Source organism: Erysipelothrix aquatica, from assembly GCF_009828825.1.
GTDB classification, from domain to species: domain Bacteria; phylum Bacillota_I; class Bacilli_A; order Erysipelotrichales; family Erysipelotrichaceae; genus Erysipelothrix; species Erysipelothrix aquatica_A.
The window spans coordinates 416,855-436,977 of sequence record NZ_WTTA01000002.1; the positions used below are offsets into that span (position 1 = coordinate 416,855).

Annotated in this window: 16 protein-coding genes and 1 other RNA gene; 11 read left to right on the forward strand and 6 right to left on the reverse strand. The window is 39.5% G+C overall.

The annotated features are described in order from the left end of the window. Positions 1-4 precede the first annotated feature (4 nt). Positions 5-901, reverse strand: a complete 897-nt coding sequence (locus GVV22_RS05245) for a patatin-like phospholipase family protein (RefSeq protein ID WP_159649082.1) — start codon at positions 899-901, stop codon at positions 5-7. 67 nt (positions 902-968) lie between these two features. Between GVV22_RS05245 and GVV22_RS05250 the strand changes: the two genes are divergently transcribed. Continuing rightward, on the forward strand, positions 969-2,123 hold the full coding sequence (locus tag GVV22_RS05250) for a DNA recombination protein RmuC (protein ID WP_159649083.1): 1,155 nt from the start codon (positions 969-971) through the stop codon (positions 2,121-2,123). 35 nt (positions 2,124-2,158) lie between these two features. On the opposite strand, the gene GVV22_RS05255 is transcribed toward GVV22_RS05250, so the two are convergent. The 5 genes from GVV22_RS05255 to GVV22_RS05275 all read right to left on the reverse strand — a co-directional run bounded on the left by GVV22_RS05255 (position 2,159) and on the right by GVV22_RS05275 (position 5,397). Beyond that, the gene (locus GVV22_RS05255) at positions 2,159-2,371 is read right to left on the reverse strand and encodes a hypothetical protein (RefSeq protein WP_159649084.1); all 213 of its coding nucleotides are present in this window, start codon (positions 2,369-2,371) and stop codon (positions 2,159-2,161) included. A gap of 16 nt (positions 2,372-2,387) precedes the next feature. Next, the gene (locus tag GVV22_RS05260; protein WP_159649085.1) at positions 2,388-3,284 is read right to left on the reverse strand and encodes a CPBP family intramembrane glutamic endopeptidase; all 897 of its coding nucleotides are present in this window, start codon (positions 3,282-3,284) and stop codon (positions 2,388-2,390) included. Between the two features lie 75 nt (positions 3,285-3,359). Continuing rightward, positions 3,360-4,424 carry an alanine racemase gene (gene alr, locus GVV22_RS05265; RefSeq protein WP_159649086.1) on the reverse strand — a complete coding sequence of 355 codons (1,065 nt, stop codon included), beginning with the start codon at positions 4,422-4,424 and terminating at the stop codon, positions 3,360-3,362. Further along, positions 4,424-4,834, reverse strand: coding sequence for a hypothetical protein (locus GVV22_RS05270; protein WP_159649087.1), 411 nt, complete (start codon positions 4,832-4,834; stop codon positions 4,424-4,426). The genes alr and GVV22_RS05270 overlap by 1 nt, the downstream gene beginning before the upstream one ends. A gap of 59 nt (positions 4,835-4,893) precedes the next feature. Then, positions 4,894-5,397, reverse strand: a complete 504-nt coding sequence (locus GVV22_RS05275) for a GNAT family N-acetyltransferase (protein WP_159649088.1) — start codon at positions 5,395-5,397, stop codon at positions 4,894-4,896. 50 nt (positions 5,398-5,447) lie between these two features. Between GVV22_RS05275 and GVV22_RS05280 the strand changes: the two genes are divergently transcribed. The 10 genes from GVV22_RS05280 to ssrA all read left to right on the forward strand — a co-directional run bounded on the left by GVV22_RS05280 (position 5,448) and on the right by ssrA (position 19,833). After that, positions 5,448-6,302, forward strand: a complete 855-nt coding sequence (locus GVV22_RS05280; protein WP_159649089.1) for a YitT family protein — start codon at positions 5,448-5,450, stop codon at positions 6,300-6,302. A 14-nt stretch (positions 6,303-6,316) separates the two neighbouring features. Next, on the forward strand, positions 6,317-6,970 hold the full coding sequence (locus GVV22_RS05285; RefSeq protein WP_159649090.1) for a hydrolase: 654 nt from the start codon (positions 6,317-6,319) through the stop codon (positions 6,968-6,970). A 76-nt stretch (positions 6,971-7,046) separates the two neighbouring features. Beyond that, on the forward strand, positions 7,047-7,331 hold the full coding sequence (locus GVV22_RS05290) for a HesB/YadR/YfhF family protein (protein ID WP_159634638.1): 285 nt from the start codon (positions 7,047-7,049) through the stop codon (positions 7,329-7,331). Between the two features lie 61 nt (positions 7,332-7,392). Beyond that, complete coding sequence (locus GVV22_RS05295) at positions 7,393-8,085, forward strand: GTP pyrophosphokinase (protein ID WP_159649091.1); 693 nt, start codon at positions 7,393-7,395, stop codon at positions 8,083-8,085. Positions 8,086-8,219: 134 nt separating this feature from the next. Then, on the forward strand, positions 8,220-9,491 hold the full coding sequence (locus tag GVV22_RS05300; RefSeq protein WP_159649092.1) for a DUF1576 domain-containing protein: 1,272 nt from the start codon (positions 8,220-8,222) through the stop codon (positions 9,489-9,491). Between the two features lie 64 nt (positions 9,492-9,555). Further along, on the forward strand, positions 9,556-10,857 hold the full coding sequence (locus tag GVV22_RS05305; protein WP_159649093.1) for an AAA family ATPase: 1,302 nt from the start codon (positions 9,556-9,558) through the stop codon (positions 10,855-10,857). Between the two features lie 320 nt (positions 10,858-11,177). Further along, complete coding sequence (locus GVV22_RS05310; RefSeq protein ID WP_159649094.1) at positions 11,178-17,891, forward strand: SpaA isopeptide-forming pilin-related protein; 6,714 nt, start codon at positions 11,178-11,180, stop codon at positions 17,889-17,891. 244 nt (positions 17,892-18,135) lie between these two features. After that, positions 18,136-18,906 carry a pyrroline-5-carboxylate reductase gene (gene proC / locus GVV22_RS05315; RefSeq protein ID WP_159649095.1) on the forward strand — a complete coding sequence of 257 codons (771 nt, stop codon included), beginning with the start codon at positions 18,136-18,138 and terminating at the stop codon, positions 18,904-18,906. Positions 18,907-19,006: 100 nt separating this feature from the next. Beyond that, complete coding sequence (locus GVV22_RS05320) at positions 19,007-19,417, forward strand: SRPBCC family protein (protein ID WP_159649096.1); 411 nt, start codon at positions 19,007-19,009, stop codon at positions 19,415-19,417. Positions 19,418-19,482: 65 nt separating this feature from the next. Then, positions 19,483-19,833: a transfer-messenger RNA gene (gene ssrA, locus GVV22_RS05325) on the forward strand. The last annotated feature ends 290 nt before the right edge of the window (positions 19,834-20,123 follow it).

A 20,123-nucleotide genomic window follows, 5' to 3' on the forward strand; every position in this document is an offset into this window, starting at 1 on the left:
TACATCATCTCCTTTTCAAACGATCAAACCACGATTCTTTCTTCGTGAGTTTGCGAATATCGTCCATGTGATATCGTATCACGCGGGCCCCTTGAATCATTGTAAATTGCCCACGACCAATCTCAAAGATACCGACTTTATCAAGGGGAATATTGATATGTACATCGGCTTGTTTTTGTACTAATTGATCTGCTTCAATCCGCATAATATCCATGACACGAGTTCCTAATCCAATCATTGAATCGAAATCTTTGAAGGGTTCATTCGAGTGCATTGTAATCGCTATAGTTCGATCAACACCGTAGTCCTTAATCGGAACAAGGGGTAAATTCTGACGAACGCCACCATCGACAAGCATCATTTCTTCAAAAGGCGTTGCCGCAATGACGAACGGGAACGAACACGATGCTCGTACGGCCGTTGAAAGCTTGATGTTATCAATTACAAGCGTTTCGGGATCGGAATTTTGATAAAGCTCCGGATGAGACACAAACATAATCGTTCGCCCAGTGATAATATCAACAGCGTTAATTGCAAGTGGAATTTTCGCATCTTGAATCATATTGAGTCCAAGTTTCTTTAGGTAGACATCCAGCACATCTTCTAAGTCTTGACCGTCGACAAGACCACCTACCAGTTTATCTTTTGAAAATGGCAGTAGCTTCATCGATGGACGACTCATAATCTTCTTGTCTTGAATTTCCTTCTCTAATTCTAAAGCCACATCTTTAACTGTTTCAATGTCTACACCACTGGCATACAATGCCGCAATAACAGAACCCATTGAAGTTCCTGCTATCGCATCGATTTCAACCCCTTCACGATGTAAGGCTGCTAATATCGGAAGTTGAGAGAATGCACGAATACCGCCCCCCGATAATGCAATTCCAATTTTTGTCATGTTTATCACCTCTACTTTTAATTATACCGCATCTTCTATGATACAATTACAAAAAGGATGTGAAACCATGACACTTACACTTGAACTTGTATTACTCATTCTAATTGCATTGGGAATTCTGTTACTCCTAATCCGTAGTTATATTAAAACTGATAATACACAGAACCAACAGGATCTTCTCAATCGTAATTTCAATAATTTAACGGATCGTTTGGACACAAAGATAAATGATTTGAATCAGAGAAATGTAGAGTTTGAGCGGACAATCACTTCAAGTTTAATACAATTTCATGACCGCACCTCAGCAACCATGGGAACTCAATTCGATAAGCTCCAAGAGTCTGTTGAAAAACGATTGATGCTCATGGATCGGCGCATGTCTGAAAGTCTTGAAGAAGGATTTAAGAAGACCAATCAAACCTTCACTAACATTGTTGAGCGACTTAGCAAAATTGATGAGGCACAAAAGAAAATCGATGCTCTTTCATTTGAAATTGTCTCGTTACAAAATGTCCTTACTGATAAAAAGACACGCGGTGCTTTTGGCGAAGTGCAACTTGCCCACATTCTCGCGTCAATCTTTGGGGAGAAAAACGACAAAATTTACCAACTTCAGTATACGTTCTCTACAGGTTCACGATCTGATGCTGTCTTGTTTGCACCTGAACCTTTAGGAACACTTGCAATTGATTCAAAATTTCCGTTAGAAAACTACCGTCGGATGGTCGACGTAAACATCAGCCCCGAGGCTCGCACACTTGCCACCAAAACATTTGTGAGTGATGTGAAGGCACATATTGATGCAATTGCCAATAAATATATCATCCCAAACGAAACCTCCAACCAAGCTATTATGTTCGTTCCGGCAGAAGCAATCTTTGCGACCATCAATGCATATCACGAAGATATTATTGACTACTCTCAAAAACGACGGGTTTGGCTTGCTTCACCAACAACACTGATGAGCACCTTGACCACCATTCAAACAATTCTCATTAATCTTGAACGTGAGAAGTATGCAGCTGAAATCCACGACCACTTGCGCAAATTATCCGTTGAATTCGACCGCTATCGGAACCGTTGGAACAATTTATCACGACATATGGACACACTCCATTCTGATTTTAAACAACTCGATATTACCACCGAGAAAATCACCAAACGCTTTGATGACATTTCAAATGTGGATGTTCAAAATACGGAAGCCATTTCCAACGAATAAAAAAAAGCTTGCTTCAATGATGAGGCAAGCTTTTTTTATGCAAAAATTGCAAACAATAAAACGACATATCCAATCATTACGATGGGCGCAACGATAAATTTGATTTTTGAGCGTTTTAATAACGCTTCATCTTTTTCGTCCTTGCCTTTAAGACGATCACCGTATGCGGATATCATGACAGCAATACATGCCATGAAAACTAAATATCCTGCCGTCGACATATAATTATAAAAAGTAACGCGATCCATATTTAAACCCTCTTATCTACATTGCAATCAACACAAAGAATGAAATACCATTCATCAATGCGTGAAGCAGAATACTATAAACCATACTGCCTGTTTTAGCATAAACCCATGCCATCACCAGTCCAGCCCATATATAACTCAGCGACATAATCCATTCAACTTTTACACCAGCAAGAAGTCCTGGGATTATGTGTAGTAAACCAAAGATAACACCGGTAACAATATAGGCAAGAATTTTATGTTTACCATATATTTGGCGGAAATAAATACCACGATATGTAATCTCTTCAACGATTGGTGCTTGAAGCACAACCATGAAGAAACCATAGATAGGAACAGAACGGATGATTGTTTCAACCATTTGTTGGTTGACTGTTGATTCTGTAACGCCCATTGTTTGGGTAATCATTGCGGTCACAACATTACCCAGATATACAAGCCCTAGGCCCATGAAAACATATCGGTATTTCTTATCACTATTTTTAAAGTTTTGCCATGATTCATAAATAACCACCCGCATCTTGTACACCAAATAGTATATGCTGATTAAACCCATCACAATTTGCGAATACACGCCGATATTTTCAGTTCCACCAGCTGCCATTGATATCGTTACAAACATGGTACTGAGTACCATCTCAAAAAGGAATAGTTGTAAGATTGTGAGAGCAGCACGACCCAAACTAAAGTTTGATCCATCTTCAATATGTTCATAGGTTGGAAGTATCAGTGGATCGTAGAAAAGTCGCAGCACCATCTCGTAGCCAACAAAGACCAAAAGAATCGCCCCTGCCACTATTGTACCTAGAAGTGCATTCATTTCTGGATTATATGGTAACAATGCTGCGAGTATCATTGCCCCAACATAAAATCCAATCAAATAAAATGATATAAATTTAATTCGTTTTTTCATCACAAGCCCCCTATTGTTGTTTTTTTTTGAAAAAAGTGTTTGTAGTCAAACCTGAGTTAGCCTATAAACACTTGATTAACGCACGTTTACGAAGACAACGTGTTGATTACGAAGATAGCGCCGTTCAATCCGATCACTTAATGTTGAAAGTTGAATGTACGGCATAATCCCTGTCGCTTCATGAATCATCTTTGCAGTTCGGTTGGGACCAAGTAACTGAATAGTATCCCCAAACTTTACCGATTCATCGACGCGAATCATTGTCTGATCCATGCACACTTTACCAATGATTGGATACGTGTGATTGTTGATTGAAACAGGAACGCTATGATTGCGAACATCAAAGCCATCCGCATACCCAATAGGCATCGTTGCGAACATCTCGTCCACTGTTGCAGTGTAGGTATAGTCATACCCCACCGTTTCCCCTGCTTGGATATGATCCAAATGAGTTACGGATGCATTGAGTGTAAGGATAGGTTCCAAATCAGGCATATCAACGCGATATCCATACAACGCAATCCCCAATCGTGATCCATTAATCCATGCTTTATCTGCAATCAGCGCAGTTGGCGCATTGCCTACATGAATCCATTTTACTGCTTTCTCTAAAGAAGTCACAATCGTTTCAAAAGTTTGTAGCTGACGGTGCCCTATTTCAAGATTTTCAGGACTTTGAAAATGCATATAAATTCCTTCAACGTCATGGTTTGCAACGATATCTCGAATGATTGCTGCATCCTTAATACCATAGCGGTTCATCCCAGTGTTTACTTCGATATGTAATCGAAGTTGCATATTTAATGCTTGGATTGATGCATACCATGCTTCAGATGGAACAGTATACACAAATTGCGGATGATGATGTTTCTGAATCACCGCCGCAGAAACATAGCTAAAGATAAGGATATCTTGGGTAATTCCCGCTTCTTGGAGTCGAAGTGCTTCATCAAAGGAGGATACGCACAAAAAAGGTGCTCCCAAAGCTTCCAGTTCGCGCGCAATAACAATATCACCGTGACCGTATGCATTAGCCTTCACTACACCAAACACTTCTGTATTTGTATAAGCTTGGATGCGTTTATAATTACGTTCCAGTTTATCCAAATCTATTTCTGCCCATGTTTCTCTAAATCCCATTAAACAACCCTCGAATATATATAAGCTACATACAGTGCCAGCGCACGGTATAAAAACCATAAAACTGATGAAATACTTTCCTTTAACATTGAACTAAATGTTAAACGGATGGATTCCATGTTGATGAGTCCCAAAATTCCAAACTCTGAAATAATATCAGAAAGGATAATTGCAAGTAATGTTGATAATACCGCTACAATTGCGAATTTTAATTGAATGCCTCGCCCAACGCGATTGATTAGCATTGCGATGAGTAAGCCCACACCTGTAAGAACGATCGCATGGTTAAAGACATATTGTCTGAAGTAACCACTAACCACCCCTAAAAGCACTGCCGAAATCACACCAGCAATGATGGACATCGTAAAGCGATGTTTTACAGATGCTGCTTGATTGTTGAATAGTACCATAAGCGCCTCTTTCCTTGTATTTCCATTGTATATTTTACACTATTTTTAATGCAGTGACATCATTTCACGATTAACTTGTCGTATGCGATGCGTTTACTGCCATTTAAAAGGGTTATTTCCCCACGTTCGATATAACCGTTACGTTCTAAGAATCTACGCATCTTTATATTTTGAACGTGTGTATCAATCCGATAATACGGAATTCCAATTTCTGTTTCTATCGCTTGGAGAAATTGACTTCCAAGTCCACCGCGTTGATGTCGTGAAGCAACGACAAACCGGTGGATGACCGCATACGGTGCATCATAACCCCAAGCACCATTAATTGTTGCATAGGTCGACTCTCCCATTGTGGAGACCATACCGCTTGCCAGAACAGTCCCATCCTCAACATAAACAAATGATGTTCCTGCATCAATATCCTGTGTCAGTGTTTCTATATTAGGATACCCATCTTGCCACTGATCAATACCCGCTTCCTTCAGCATCGCTGAAGCATTTCGATACATTTCCATAATCGCTTTGCGATCCGTGTCGGTTGCTTTTCGAATTTGATATGTCATTTTTAACCTCGCATAAAGACATTCGTCGGTTTGATTGCTATAATAAGGACATGAACAATATTAAGAGAATTTCCTATGTCATTGTAGGATCATGTTTATTTGCAATGTCCGTTAACTTATTTTTGATTCCTGCCTCCATTTATAATGGTGGGATAACAGGTATAGCCCAGTTGCTTCGTGATGGGATTATGAATACATTCAATATTCATCCGTCATTTGATATCTTTGGCCTCATCAATTTGGGTCTTAACATTCCAATTTTTATCTTTGCTTGGAGTCGTTTATCCCCTAAATTCGTTCAATTAAGTTTACTCAGTATTATAACACAAACTGTAGCGCTGACGTTAATACCCATACCAAAATCGCCATTAGTGGAGGATGTCTTTATTGCGATTGTATTAGCAGGAATTATAGGATCATTTGGTGCGTCTCTTGCCTTTCGTGCAAAAGCATCTAGTGGTGGTTTAGATGTTATCGGATTCTACTATTCCCAGAAGAGAAAGGGAAGTCTTGGTAAAATCTACTTAATTATTAATAGTATCATATACTTAATCTGTCTCATTGTTTACGATGTTCAGACTGCAATTTATTCGTTGGTATATTCCTTTGTGTTTTCGTGGGGACTTGATCGTTTCCATGAACATAACTTGGAAGCCAGTGTCATGGTCTTTACAAAAAACAAAGATATTAAAGCACATGTTATCTCCGAGATTCACCGTGGTGTTACACACTGGGAAGGTTTTGGAGCCTATACAGGAACAAGTATGGATGTCTTTGTTACAATTGTTGCGCAATCCGAATTGAGTGATGTTAAACGCTTAATTCGTCACCATGATCCGAGTGCATTTGTTATTGTAACCAAAAACCTTAAGGTTGATGGTGGTTTCGAAAAACGTCTTATTTAGAAGTGGAGTCTATAATGAAAAATATTCCAGAATATAGTGGTAACCTAAGAAAACACATCCTACGTGTTCCTGATATTATCGATACGGCAAGCGGCATTCGTGTGTTCGGCCGTGTCATTAAGTCACTTGTCTTTACAACAGACATTGCAATTATCCGAAATTGCAATGCTGATGCGGTCATGGCAGTTTATCCGTTTACACCGCAACCAATTATTACGGATGCGATTGTTGCTTCGTCTGACAAACCGGTCTTCTCTGGTGTTGGTGGTGGTACCACGCGTGGACCTCGAGTCATTGGACTCGCTATGGATGCAGAGCGTCAAGGCGCACATGGTGTTGTCGTGAATGCACCGACCTCAAATACAATTATCCGTCTTGCAAAACAGAGTCTTGAGATTCCCATCATTATCACGATCACCGATATTGATACAGATATCTCAGCACGTATAAATGCTGGTGCAGCAATCTTAAATGTGTCTGCTGCCGCTAAGACCCCAGAAATTGTCCGTCATATTCGCGAATCCTATCCGGATGTTCCGATTATTGCAACGGGTGGTCCAACCGAAGAATCTATTCAAGAAACAATTGAAGCCGGTGCCAACGCGATTACCTACACACCACCTTCAACTGCAAGTCTTTTTAAAGGAATTATGCAATCGTATCGTTAGTGTACCTCCTGTGCACTTTAAACCCGTATCATTGATTAATATGCTATGATGATATTAGAAATTAGGAGAGATTGATATGAAACTAACAATTACAAACGAGGCCGCAAAATGGTATATCGAAGAAATGGGATTAGTTCCTGGTGATAGCATCAAATTCTTCGGTAAAGTATATGGTCCACATGGTGGATTTTCATTCGCGATTGCTAAAGAGGAGCCTACCAACCCACTTATGCTTATCACGGAAGAGGGCGTAAATTTCTACGTCGAACAATTTGATGAGTGGTTCTTTAATGATAAAGAAGTTAACATCAAAATGCGTGCAGATGGTTACGAACCAGAATATGAAGTTATTGTAAAATAAGGGCGAACGCCCTTTTTTATTTATACCTATTTGGTACAATATTGGTATAAGGAGTTTTACTATGACACAACAGACTTTACAAGAAATCATAATTAACCGTGACCAACGTTTTAATATCCCGTCACTTTTTCTTCAACAAGCCAAACGCTTTCGTGAGATGATGTTGCTGTACGAGTGTGCCGTTGACGAAATCACAACAAAATTAAATATTTTAGATAAAGAATTAGGATTTGTATCACAACGCAATCCCATCTCTTCCATAAAGTCACGCGTTAAGCGTCCACAAAGTATTGTTGACAAACTTATCCGCATCGAAAAACCTGTGAATGTCGATTCGGTTCGTGAGAACCTCAACGACGTTGCTGGCGTTCGTGTTATCTGTTCTTACATCGATGATATTTTTGCACTTACTGAAATGATTAAGAAGCAAGACGATATCCGAATTATTGAAGTCAAAGACTACATCACCCATCCTAAAGACAATGGATACCGCAGCTTACACATGATCGTTGAAGTACCGGTCTTTCTCTCATCAGGGAAAGAATATGTCCGCGTCGAAATCCAAATCCGCACGATTGCGATGGATTTTTGGGCAAGTCTTGAACATGAGATTCGCTACAAAAAATCACACAAGCATTTAGAGAGTGTTGCTGAAGCATTAATGGACTGTGCCAATACGATTGCCGAAACAGATCAAAAAATGCTTGATATTCGCTCACTCATTGATGATGGTGATGAAAAACACGAAGAATAACACACACTAAATCAGAACGCTAACCAGCATTCTGGTTTTTTTCTGTAATTTTTACTGTATCGATTGTTTTTTTAGGGTTTATGAATTGTAAGCGCATTGCAATATTATGTAGAATATAGAAAAGGAAGTGATTTATGAAACGCCATACTCTAAATTTCTTATTATTCTCAAGTATTTTACCGATAGTACTTGCGGTTTTGATAGCTTCGCCTACGGAGCTTTTTAATGGTATTATCGCAATTATTCAAGCACAAGACATTCTTATCACAGATTACATAGCCATTGGAGGGTTAGGAGCCAGTTTGCTGAATGTAGGGTTGATATCGTTGCTTGCGGTTTGGATGATTCAATACTCCGGAGCAGAAATTAATGGTACAGCGATTGCTTCAGTCTACTTAATGGGAAGTTTTGCCTTTTTTGGAAAAAACATCTTCAATGTCTTACCGATTTTGCTTGGTACCTACCTTTATTCTAAGATAACAAAAGAGCGCTATTGTGACATTGTCCACATTTCGCTACTGGCTACGAGCTTTGCACCGATTGTTACAGAATTGTTGTTTTATATTCCTGCCCCCTTATCGATGCGCTTATCACTGAGTATGATTGTTGGTATCTCCGCTGGTTTTATTATTAAACCGGTATCACGTCATTTATTTAAGGTTCATGAAGGATTCAACCTTTATAACACAGGATTTTCGATTGGAATATTAGCTACTTTATATGTATCCATTATGAAGTCGTATGGTTATGAGCCGGTAAAGCGTTTAATTCTTGATACCGGTAATACGTTGCCTTACGCATTATCACTCTCAGTACTATTACTAGCGATGTTTATGTATGGATTTTATCTTGATGGTTTTTCATTTAAAAACTATCGTCAACTACTGAAGGAACCTGGTTATCTAGACCATGACTACCTTAAAATGTATGGCCTTTCCACAGTTCTCATTAATATGGCTATTAACGGTTTTATCGTGATGGGCTATGTCCTATTTATAGCCAAAGCAGGTTTGAACGGTCCTTATATTGGTGCGATTCTTACCGTTGTCGGATTTTCCGGGTTGGGGAAACACGCCCGTAATATTTGGCCTATTTTAGTTGGCGTTGTGTTGGGAAGTTTGACCCAAAACTGGACATTAGATACACCAACGATTGTCTTTGCCGCATTGTTCGGAACAGCGCTTGCACCGATTGCTGGACATTTTGGTTGGGGTTGGGGAATCCTTGCAAGTTACATCAATTCCTCGGTGGCCTTAAACTCAGGACAGATGCACGCAGGTATGAATCTTTATAACACAGGATTTTCTGTTGGAATTGTTGCTGCAGTATTGGTTCCAATCATGCACCGATTCGCACCAGTGCCTCCAGACTTAGATAAACAGCTTGAATATGATTTAGACGCATAGACATGATAAATGTCGTGCGTTTTCTTTTGAGAATTGGTATCATACTCGTATGTGAGGTGATGAAATGTTTGGTTCTGTTTATTTAAAAAACTTTCGTTGTTTCGATGAAACGACCGTTTCTTTGAAAAACAAGCGCGGATCATTCAAACAACAAGTCAGTGTATTTGGAGAAAATTCAAGTGGTAAGACGTCGTTTCTTTTAGCTTTTGGATTTCTAAGACGGCTCACCGATGGATATCGTGTCAATGATATTTACCGGACCCGCACACACTTCCGACATACACCCAAAGTAGATCCATTTGACTTAAAACGAGAAGTTGCAAAACACTATCGAAAACTAGCATGTGAAGACATGGTCTTAGCCTTCGAAGTCTCAATTAAAAACCAAATATTTGTATATACAGTACAATTTGACAACAGTCATAATCTCATTCAAGAGTCGCTCATGAAACGTGTCAACAATAAAGAAAATATTATCTATAAAGCTGATTGCGCCGGTGTTGTTTTTGGCCGCAGTATGGTCTTAGTCCGCGATATTGATACCATCAATGTTTTCCACAAAAAATCATTTGGTGAATACACAATGTTATCCATTCTTAATTATATTTGCTACGAACACAAAGACATTGTCTTTAAATCGACACTTTCTGACTTCATTGAATACATTGCGCATATGCGTGTTGTAATTCCAAACCATTATATGCAATTAGACTTCCATAACTTTGTCTGGAATTCCAATATTTCAGTTTTCGGTGGACGTGCAGATATTGAGTTGAAACAGTTTATTCTAAGTTCTTTACCCGTATTGAATAACACGATCAAAAGTATTTTTCCATTGGTTGATTCTGTGGACTATACCTTCATTGAAATCGAGCCTAATTTATGGCAATACGACCTTGTGGTTTCCAAACGAACAGATTTAGGTATCGTAAATGTTCCAGCGAACGAACTTCCATCTGGTTTGACACATGTTTTATCGATGTCGATCAGCTTTGTGGAACTGATGTTGGGAAACACCGTCATTTATGACCAATTTGACCACTATCTCCATCAAATGCCGATGCTGAACATTATCGAAAATATTGTTTCTAAATTTTCTGGCCAAAGTATTCTAACCCTTGATTCTTTGGATACGATGAATCACTTAGAACCTCCTTCAGTTTATGTGACAAATATCAAAGATTATAAATTCACAGTCACCGGTATTGAAGAGATTTCCCCAACTCAACCGAACCATAACGTACGTAGTCGTTACGAATCGGGTGTGTATGGGCATCCATTAAAAACAGAACCGAATACGTTATACGTGCTGATCGACGACTATACAAAAGTTGTCCGATACACACGTAACAAAAACAATTACTAAGCATTGGGAACGTTAAAATTGGTGTTTAGGACATTAATGCACGACGCTTCCTAAAGTGGTGTAAACTAAAACTATCATCGAAAGATGACGTTTTACCCCACCATTTATATGACTTAGTACAGAACGTCTTCGACATCTGACATGTATTAAGCTAAAAAGATCCGCCCCCGGATCTTTTTCTGCGTTACCCCATTTAATATGTTTATTTTCTTACATTATGTATGAATAACACATTTTTGACTGTGGAAACGAGACACATCACTACTTTTGTACCCATCAATTCGATATAATGAGCCTTGTGTCTAAAGGAGAAAATACACATGAAGAAGAATAGATTTCTGGCGCTAGCCTTAGCGCTACTTGTCGCATTCTCTCAAGTATCCGTACTTGCTGAGGATAAAACAACCCACGAAATCGCCCCCACAGTTCTTTCTGAAACTAGTCATGATGCAAACACAAACAAAACATCAAATATAGATTTAGATCCTGCTGTGGATACACCCCAACCACAGAAGGGTGAGATTTCTACCGATGGCGATGCAGTTCGAAATGCAACTGAAACATCGACTGAATCCGTGAAACCTCAGCAAGCTGCACCACGTTCCCAACGTGTGCCTAAAGATTGGTCAAAAGCAATCATACCAGGTACCGCACCAATGCTGACGTTATTACATACTAAGAAGGACAATGTTATCGACAATAATGGTGAGCTCACCTATCGAGACAGTCAAGAAATCACTGATTTTGATCAACCTCTAAACATTGAAGATGGCGATGTTCTTAGTTTCAAAATCAATTGGAAAATTGATGAAACAATTGCGAACTCTGATGACCCTGTCTTACCGCACGATTATCTCGAGTTTGAATTACCCAAGCATTTTACAAGTACTGCAAATCTGTTTATAACTGAATTTGGAACGTATAAAATTGAAAATGGTAAAGTACGCTTTACATTCAACGAAGCGCTCAATTCAGGATCAACATCGAGTGGTTTACCAGAAGGAAAACTCAATTTAAATTTACGAGCAGATCTTAATAATGTTGATTTAAATGTTCCCTTCGACATCACCATTCCTTATACCGATGAAAACGTCTTAACCTTAAATCCACGTTTGGATGTGAAAGACGATGTTACCAAAAAAGTACTTTCAGCTGAAGCAAATGGGCAAACAATCACTTGGGAAATTGATATAAACCGTAGTAGTACATCAATTACCAATGCCAAGCTTCTTGAAACACTCCCCGAGCATAGTTCATTAGTATCTGTGACAAAAACCGAATTAAAACCGATCTTAAAAAATGGTAATTTATCATTAGAACCCGTTTCTAATACCACAACATCCCTTGATGTAGCGTCTCAAACAGGACGTAATGTCGAGATTAGCTTAGGCGATATCGATAAACCATATCGAATTCATGTTACTACCAAAACAGATGACGCATCGATTGACCAAAGTAAAGAATTTGAAACACTCATTAACCATGCCAAACTTACTGGCGAAGGAATCAAACCTGGTTCCAAAACTGAAGATTCAGCATCATTCAAATATACACTTCCTGAAAAAGTAACCAAGGAGCATACAGCAGGTGTTGAAAATTCCGGCAGAGATTCATGGGCAGTTGCGATAAATCCTCATAAAGTCACTTTAAAAACTGGTACAGTCTTCAAAGATACACTTTCAGGCATTGCAAGTACCTATGATTCATCCAGTTTCAAATTTAAAGTTGGAACCCAAACGTATACTCTTGCTGATTTACAACAAGATAGCACAAACCCGAATAAATATACATTTACGAGTTCAGATACTACAACACGTTTTAGTTTTGAATTAAATAACGGCAGCACAAACCCCCACTTTGAGCTAACCTACCTAAGCAATTCATCAGAACGTGTAGATATTACTTACGATACAATTGTGACGCTTCCTGAAAAAGGAAACAGTGACAACGTAACAACTCAACCTGATGGCAATGTCACCAACCAAATTATTGGTAAAATAGGTGATACAGTTATTGGTAGTGGTGGCGGTACCGGTGCTGGATACCACGGTCGAATTATTTCGAAATCAAGACCAGCGATTGATTATACAACAGAGACCATGACATGGACCGTCGAAATTAACAACAAAGAATATCTTCACGATAAACTTCTTGTGAGTGATATGCTACAAGGAACCCATAACATTTTCTCGATCGATACTGACTCACTTAAACTTGACGGTGTCCCAATATCAACTGCGACGCACAGTTCGCTAACATTTAGTAAAACTGGTGACAATGTAACTGGATTCGCATTCGAGATTAACCCGAGCAAGCCAACCAAACAACGTTATGTACTCACCTACACAACGAAGTTTGACGCTCGTAAGTTTGAGACAAGTGAATCAATCGGTATTGCAAATAATGCCGCTGTCGAATTATCAAATGGCAGCACAACCTTAATTGATACAACACGCGTTTCTGACTCAATCAAAACAACCGTTTCACACAATGGTGAGAAACGTGGTCATTTTGATTTCAACGATTCGAAGAAAACTATCAAATGGGAAAACTATCTCAACTTCAACAACCGTCCGGTAAAAGACGCTATTGTGTTCACTGATGTGCTCCAAAACAATCAAGTTTATCATCCTGAATCACTTAACTTCTTCCGTTATACGGTTGACTCAAATGGTCGTACGGTTTTAGGCGACGATATCACCAAAGATCTTTCGATTACCCCCACTGTCGATATCGCTAAAACAATCAATGAAGACCAAACCGAATCACAAACAACAACACTAACTATTCGAATCGATGGCGCTAACCTAAAGGCATTAGGCCCAGACCAACGTATCGCAATTATATTTGAAACCGATATTAAAGATGTAGAAGCACCCCAAGAAGTCATCAATACCGCTCAGGTAACGTACGATGACTACCCCACCGAAATTACTGCGAAAGTCAAAGTCTCTGATGGACATCACGTCGTGAAGTCCAGTCCAGGAGCGATTGATATCGATGCGTCTGGAAATGTTAAAATTCCATGGCAAATTGACATCAACCAACGACGTTCGAAGTTACAAAAAACCGTTCAAGTTCAGGATTTATTGAATGACACACACCTTTATCTTCCTGAAACCTTGAAGGTTTACAAAGTCGTTTACGACAGCGTGGGACGAGAAATTCCAGAGAAAGCTGAATTACTTGAACCCAACCAATACTCTGTAACCTATCTAAACTATGCCGCCGATGGTAAGACTGTTTTAGATGGGCCCATTAACGAACCCCACAGACAAGGATTTAAACTCGAAATACCCGTAACCAAAGATAATGAATACGCATCATTCAAAGTCACATACCAAACAGAATCAATTGTCTCTGAAGGTCGTGTTGAATGGACAAATAATGTATCGATGGAAGGAATCATCACAGACAGTGGCTCAAAAACTGTAACGGACTCCAGTCACAACTCCTATACATATGGAAGCGGTAGTTCTGGTGTTGTGAATCTCGAACTCGAAATTCTCAAAATATCAGAAAGCAATATTACTGACAAGAATGGAAAACCCCTCAATGGTGGCGACCCTCTTGAAAATATTCAATTTAAATTAATCACACCGAACGGACGTACAATCCGTGAAGCAACGACCGATACGGATGGCAAGCTTGCATTTAAAGGCCTCTATCCTGGAAAGTATCGTATTGAAGAAGTTGCTCCATACCCGGGATATGTTTCAATTGCCCCCCGTGACATCGTACTCTCAGCAAATACTGAGGCAGAACGTAAAAAGCACGAAACAGTTATTAATTATCCACTATCAATCGAAGTTCTAAAAGCATCTGCGGATGGTTCTGCACTTGCCGGTGCAACATTCGAACTGTATACCTACTCTGAAAGTGATGGTTATACTTTATTCCGTTCTGCACAAACATCTGATGCACAAGGCCGTATCGTCTTTACAAACGATATTAATCCCGCTTCAGGAGTTACATACTATCTTAAAGAAACACACGCTCCCGATGGATTTATCCACAATGATGCATACATCCCTGTAACAGTCAGCGTCAACCATAACGGTCTCACCACCGTCAATGTTATTAACCACAAAGCGAAACTAAGCTTTGCGAAAACGGACGCGCTTGGCAATACACTAAGTGGTGCAACATTCGGATTATTTACCGATGCAGGCGCAACACAACAAGTTTACGAAGCGACATCAAATACACAAGGACGTGTATCCTTTGAAAATGTTGCTGTTGGTAACTATTATTTAAAAGAGACCCAAGCAGCACCTGGCTATGTTCTTGATAATACAATTACACCAGTTGTTGTCGACCTTCACGCACCGCTTGAAGTTGAACTTGATTCACGAATCAACTATCAAGGCTCCGTTACACTAAAAAAACACAATGCGAACAGGGATGTCCTCGAAGGTGCCGTCTATAAACTCTACGATGCATCTAACAACCAAATTGGAGATACGTACACAACGGATATCAATGGCTTGATTTCAGTTCCAAACTTAGCTCCAGGTACTTATTCATTCGTAGAAATAGTTGCACCAAATGGTTATCTCTTAAATACAATTCCTGTTACCTTTACAATCGCATCAAGTGCTACCGGTGAACCAACCCCTGTCGTTACAAACCATATCAACTACAAAGGTTCAGTTTCACTCATAAAAGAGACCCCAACAGGTCAAACCCTTGAAGGTGCTGTCTACAAACTCTACGATTCGAGCAACAACCAAATTGGAGATACATATACAACCGATATTAATGGCATTATCTCTGTATCTGATTTAGCTCCTGGTACATACTCATTTGTAGAGATTACAGCTCCGCATGGCTATCTTGTGAATACAACACCAGCTGTCTTCACAATTATGGCTCAAGCTGAGGGCAACCTTACAAATACGGTCGTAAAACATGTAAACTATCAAGGATCCGTTTCATTCACAAAAGAAAACGTAAATGGCGATGTCCTCGAAGGCGCTGTCTATAAACTTTATGATTCAAACAACAACCAAATTGGAGACACATACACAACGGATATCAATGGCTTGATTTCTGTTGAAAATTTAGCGCCTGGCGTTTACGCATTCATTGAAGTAAGTGCACCGCATGGTTACCTTATTAACACCGTACCAGCAACCTTTACCATTGCTTCTGAAGCGATTGATACACCCATCGCTATCACAGCTCACCATATCAATTACAAAGGTTCTGTTACACTCACAAAAGAAAATAAAGATGGAACCGTCTTAGCTGGCGCTATCTACAAACTCTACGATGCCAATAACAACCAAATTGGCGATACGTACACAACGGATATCAATGGCTTGATTTCTGTTGAAAACTTAGCTCCTGGTAACTATTCATTTGTAGAAATAGTTGCACCAAATGGTTACCTACTCAATACAGTCCCAGCAAGCTTTACAATTGCTTCTGAAGCCGTCGGAAACCAAACAGAAACAACAGTAACTCACATTAACTATAAAGGAACGGTTTCTTTAATTAAGGAAAGTCCAAATGGTACTGTTCTTGAAGGTGCAATCTATAAACTCTTCGATGCAACGAACACCCAAATTGGGGATACGTATACAACGGACATCAATGGCATTATTTCCGTTGCAGACTTAGCCCCAGGTTCGTATTCATTCGTTGAAATTCAAGCACCACAAGGCTACCTCATTAACACAATACCTGTTTCATTCACGGTTATGGATGAAGCAGTGGATAACTTAACAAATACAATTGCACGACATGTAAACTACCAAGGATCCGTTTCTTTAACAAAACAAAATGCAAACGGAGATGTCCTTGAAGGTGCGACCTATCAACTCTTTGATGAAACAATGAATCAAATTGGGAATACGCATACGACAGATATCAATGGCTTGATCACTGTCGAAAACTTAGCTCCGGGTACTTATTCATTTGTGGAAATCTCAGCACCTAAAGGTTATGTCATTAATACAACACCGATTACTTTTGTGATTGATGCTGAAGCAATTGGCGCACCAAAACGTGTAGAAACATCCCATATCAACTACAAAGGCTCTGCTGCATTGGTCAAACAAGATGCAAGCGGCCATGCACTTGAAGGCGCAACGTATAAACTTTACGACGCTACAATGAAGCAAATTGGCGATACCTATGTTACGGATGAAACAGGTTTGATTTCTGTTTCTGACCTTGCACCAGGAACCTATCAATTTGTAGAAGTTGCAGCACCTAACGGATATATTATCAATACCGTTCCTGCTGAATTTACCATTCAAGCTGAAACCAACGGTGAACCAACCTCTGTCGTTACACACCATATCAACTACAAAGGGTCTGTTTCACTGATCAAAGAAGACGCTCATGGCAACCGTCTTCAAAATGCTGTTTATAAACTTTACGATGCAGATAAGCAACCAATCGGCGATACATATACGACGGATGCACAAGGTACGATCTTAGTTTCTGATCTTGCCCCTGGAGCTTATACATTCGTTGAAGTAACAGCACCAAACGGCTTTATGATCAACACTATCCCAACAGCATTCACAATTGAATCTGAATTGGCTGGTGAACCATCTCTTGTCGTTGCACACCATATTAATTACCAAGGATCATTAACAGTTACTAAAGTTGATCCTAAAGGAAATATTATTGGCGAAGCGACATTTGAGTTATTGGATGCATCTTTAAATTCTGTCGCAACAGTAACAACTGTTGATGGTGTGGCACATTTTGAAGACTTGGCTCCTGGAACCTACAGCTTACGCGAAACGATTGCACCGCAAGGTTATGTTCTTTCGAAGGAAATCATTACCATCGAAATTCCAGAAACTTATGCAGGCGAATTCGAATCAATTACTATTGCATTTGAAAATGATGAAGAACCAATTGTTCTTGGCGAAAGCAAAGAACCGAAGAAACCATCTGAAACACTCCCACAAACTGGTGTTTCTAATACAGTTCTCTTCTCTGGTTCTGCACTAACCTTAATGGGACTCTGTGCTTTAATCATTGCGAAACGACGCAAACATTCTAAAAATTAGTTATTTTTAGACTTACACCCTAGTGGTGTGAGTCTTTTTTTAATCACTCGATGATATTGGTTATCACTTTACTTTCATTCTCGAACAAATAAGTGCATAATAGATATAGGAATGAAGGGTTGTAGCGTTTAACGACATTCCAAACCTTGGTAAACCAAGAACCTTTCAATGAAGCGAAAATAAAAAGCAAGATATCTTGCTTTTTATTTGTATTCGGAACACAATGAAATAAAGGAGTGATATCATGAAAATAGGATTTATTGGAATTGGAAACATGGCACAGGCAATCATTCACGGAATGCCGAACAAAGAAGATATCATTATTAGCGCACGAACGCATGATGATACGCTGTTTAAAGCAAATAAACTGAACGTTACCCCTGCTGCCAATCATCATATGTTGGTTATCGAATCAGATATTATTGTGATGTCGGTCAAACCAGAAATGTTCAGTGCTATTTTTGAAGAAATAGGGCCCTATTTACGAGGTAAAACCATTGTGTCTATCGCAGCAAAACTTACGATTGAGATGATTCAAAAACAAGTTGGCGATGTTCCTATAATTCGCGCAATGCCCAATTTAAATGTTGCCATCCAACAAGGCATCACTGCCATTACTGCCTCGGATAATGTTGACAGTCAAGTTGCGACATATGTTCGCGAAATGTTTGATAATTTGGGTTCAACTGTGCTCATCCACGAATCGCAGATGAGTGGCTTTATCGGTCTTGCAGGAAGTTCACCCGCATTTGTATTTAAATTTATTGATGCAATGGTTAGTGAAGCGATGCAAGAGGGATTTGCTTACGACGACGCATTAAGCATTGCCAGCCACGCTGTATCCGGAAGCGCAAACTACTTGCGTGTTAGTGGCGTCGATGCTCAGATTTTAACAGAGCGTGTTTGCTCACCTGGTGGTACAACGATTGAAGGTGTCCGTTCACTCGACGCCAATCATTTTGAAGATACTGTCCGTAAAGCGGTACGCGCAACCATTAACAAAGATAAACAATAAACAAAAACTCCTATGATAGGAGTTTTTTTATTGGATACAGTGCACTATGCAAGTCTTCTTTCTTCCTATAGTGCTAGAATGTAAATATAGGAGGATCTTTATGGAAAAGCTTTCAATTACAGCTCGGATTAATCAACCTATTGACCTTGTTTGGGAGGTTTGGAATGATCCACAGCACATTATGAAATGGAACCAAGCATCTGAAGACTGGCATACTGTCCGTGCCTCGAATAATCTAACTGTTGGTGGACAATTATTGTCACGAATGGAAGCAAAAGATGGAAGTATGGGTTTTGACTTTGGCGGTACATACACTACAATCATTCCACTCTCGCGCATTGACTACATTTTGGACGATGGACGTGAGGTTTCGGTCATCTTTTCTGAAAACTACGACTCTACTACTATAACGCAAACATTTGACCCTGAAGCGACAAACCCTGCTGCCTTTCAGCAAGCGGGATGGCAAGCCATTCTAGATAGTTTTGCCAATTATACTGAAAAACTTTGAGGTTTTTCAGCTCGATATGCATACTTAATTGTGTGCTTTATTATCTCATGATATAATAGTTCTATGGGGTCGTCATGGTTTCGACAGGATTTCGTTTGATCTCAATTGCAGTGGTGTGGCTACCTAAAGGCCAAAAAACTTATAACTGGAAACAACAGTTTACAATTCGCTGCTTAATTAGCGTTTAACGCTGCAGCCAGATACTATGCGTTTTAGCCTTTGGGCAAATAGTATCTAACAACCTACAAAGGATAAGGTGTTGCATTGCTCGATGTACCACACGAAAATCTAAGAGCACATCAAGGTTAATGGTTGGTCTTATGTCCTTGCCTTGATTATTTACACGAGACTAAACTGTAGACGTTGAGATGTGGAACACTTTCTGGACGCGAGTTCGACTCTCGCCGACTCCACCAATCGCTTATTAAGTGGGTTTTGTGGACATAACCACCTACAAAACACCTACAAATTCAATTTTGGTTATTAAAGGCACGAGTTATCGTGCCTTTTCTTATCTTACAATCTCTACGAAGAACAATCCTTCATAGAAGTATATTTTCTTTTGTTTTCATCAATCGTTGCGAGGTACATTTCGCATGTGTAGCCAGTCTCGCTTTTTAAAAGAGCTCTAGATTCGAACTCAGCAACTTCAAAACGCTTATCAACCCAGTAAACAATTCTAACTTTTCATTTTCAAGTTCCAAGC

Bases quoted from the DNA above. Each gene is read 5' to 3' on its own strand.
- GVV22_RS05245 (WP_159649082.1), bottom strand. From the start codon at position 901: ATGACAAAAATTGGAATTGCATTATCGGGGGGCGGTATTCGTGCATTC.
- GVV22_RS05250 (WP_159649083.1), top strand. From the start codon at position 969: ATGACACTTACACTTGAACTTGTATTACTCATTCTAATTGCATTGGGA.
- GVV22_RS05255 (WP_159649084.1), bottom strand. From the start codon at position 2,371: ATGGATCGCGTTACTTTTTATAATTATATGTCGACGGCAGGATATTTA.
- GVV22_RS05260 (WP_159649085.1), bottom strand. From the start codon at position 3,284: ATGAAAAAACGAATTAAATTTATATCATTTTATTTGATTGGATTTTAT.
- alr (WP_159649086.1), bottom strand. From the start codon at position 4,424: ATGGGATTTAGAGAAACATGGGCAGAAATAGATTTGGATAAACTGGAA.
- GVV22_RS05270 (WP_159649087.1), bottom strand. From the start codon at position 4,834: ATGGTACTATTCAACAATCAAGCAGCATCTGTAAAACATCGCTTTACG.
- GVV22_RS05275 (WP_159649088.1), bottom strand. From the start codon at position 5,397: ATGACATATCAAATTCGAAAAGCAACCGACACGGATCGCAAAGCGATT.
- GVV22_RS05280 (WP_159649089.1), top strand. From the start codon at position 5,448: ATGAACAATATTAAGAGAATTTCCTATGTCATTGTAGGATCATGTTTA.
- GVV22_RS05285 (WP_159649090.1), top strand. From the start codon at position 6,317: ATGAAAAATATTCCAGAATATAGTGGTAACCTAAGAAAACACATCCTA.
- GVV22_RS05290 (WP_159634638.1), top strand. From the start codon at position 7,047: ATGAAACTAACAATTACAAACGAGGCCGCAAAATGGTATATCGAAGAA.
- GVV22_RS05295 (WP_159649091.1), top strand. From the start codon at position 7,393: ATGACACAACAGACTTTACAAGAAATCATAATTAACCGTGACCAACGT.
- GVV22_RS05300 (WP_159649092.1), top strand. From the start codon at position 8,220: ATGAAACGCCATACTCTAAATTTCTTATTATTCTCAAGTATTTTACCG.
- GVV22_RS05305 (WP_159649093.1), top strand. From the start codon at position 9,556: ATGTTTGGTTCTGTTTATTTAAAAAACTTTCGTTGTTTCGATGAAACG.
- GVV22_RS05310 (WP_159649094.1), top strand. From the start codon at position 11,178: ATGAAGAAGAATAGATTTCTGGCGCTAGCCTTAGCGCTACTTGTCGCA.
- proC (WP_159649095.1), top strand. From the start codon at position 18,136: ATGAAAATAGGATTTATTGGAATTGGAAACATGGCACAGGCAATCATT.
- GVV22_RS05320 (WP_159649096.1), top strand. From the start codon at position 19,007: ATGGAAAAGCTTTCAATTACAGCTCGGATTAATCAACCTATTGACCTT.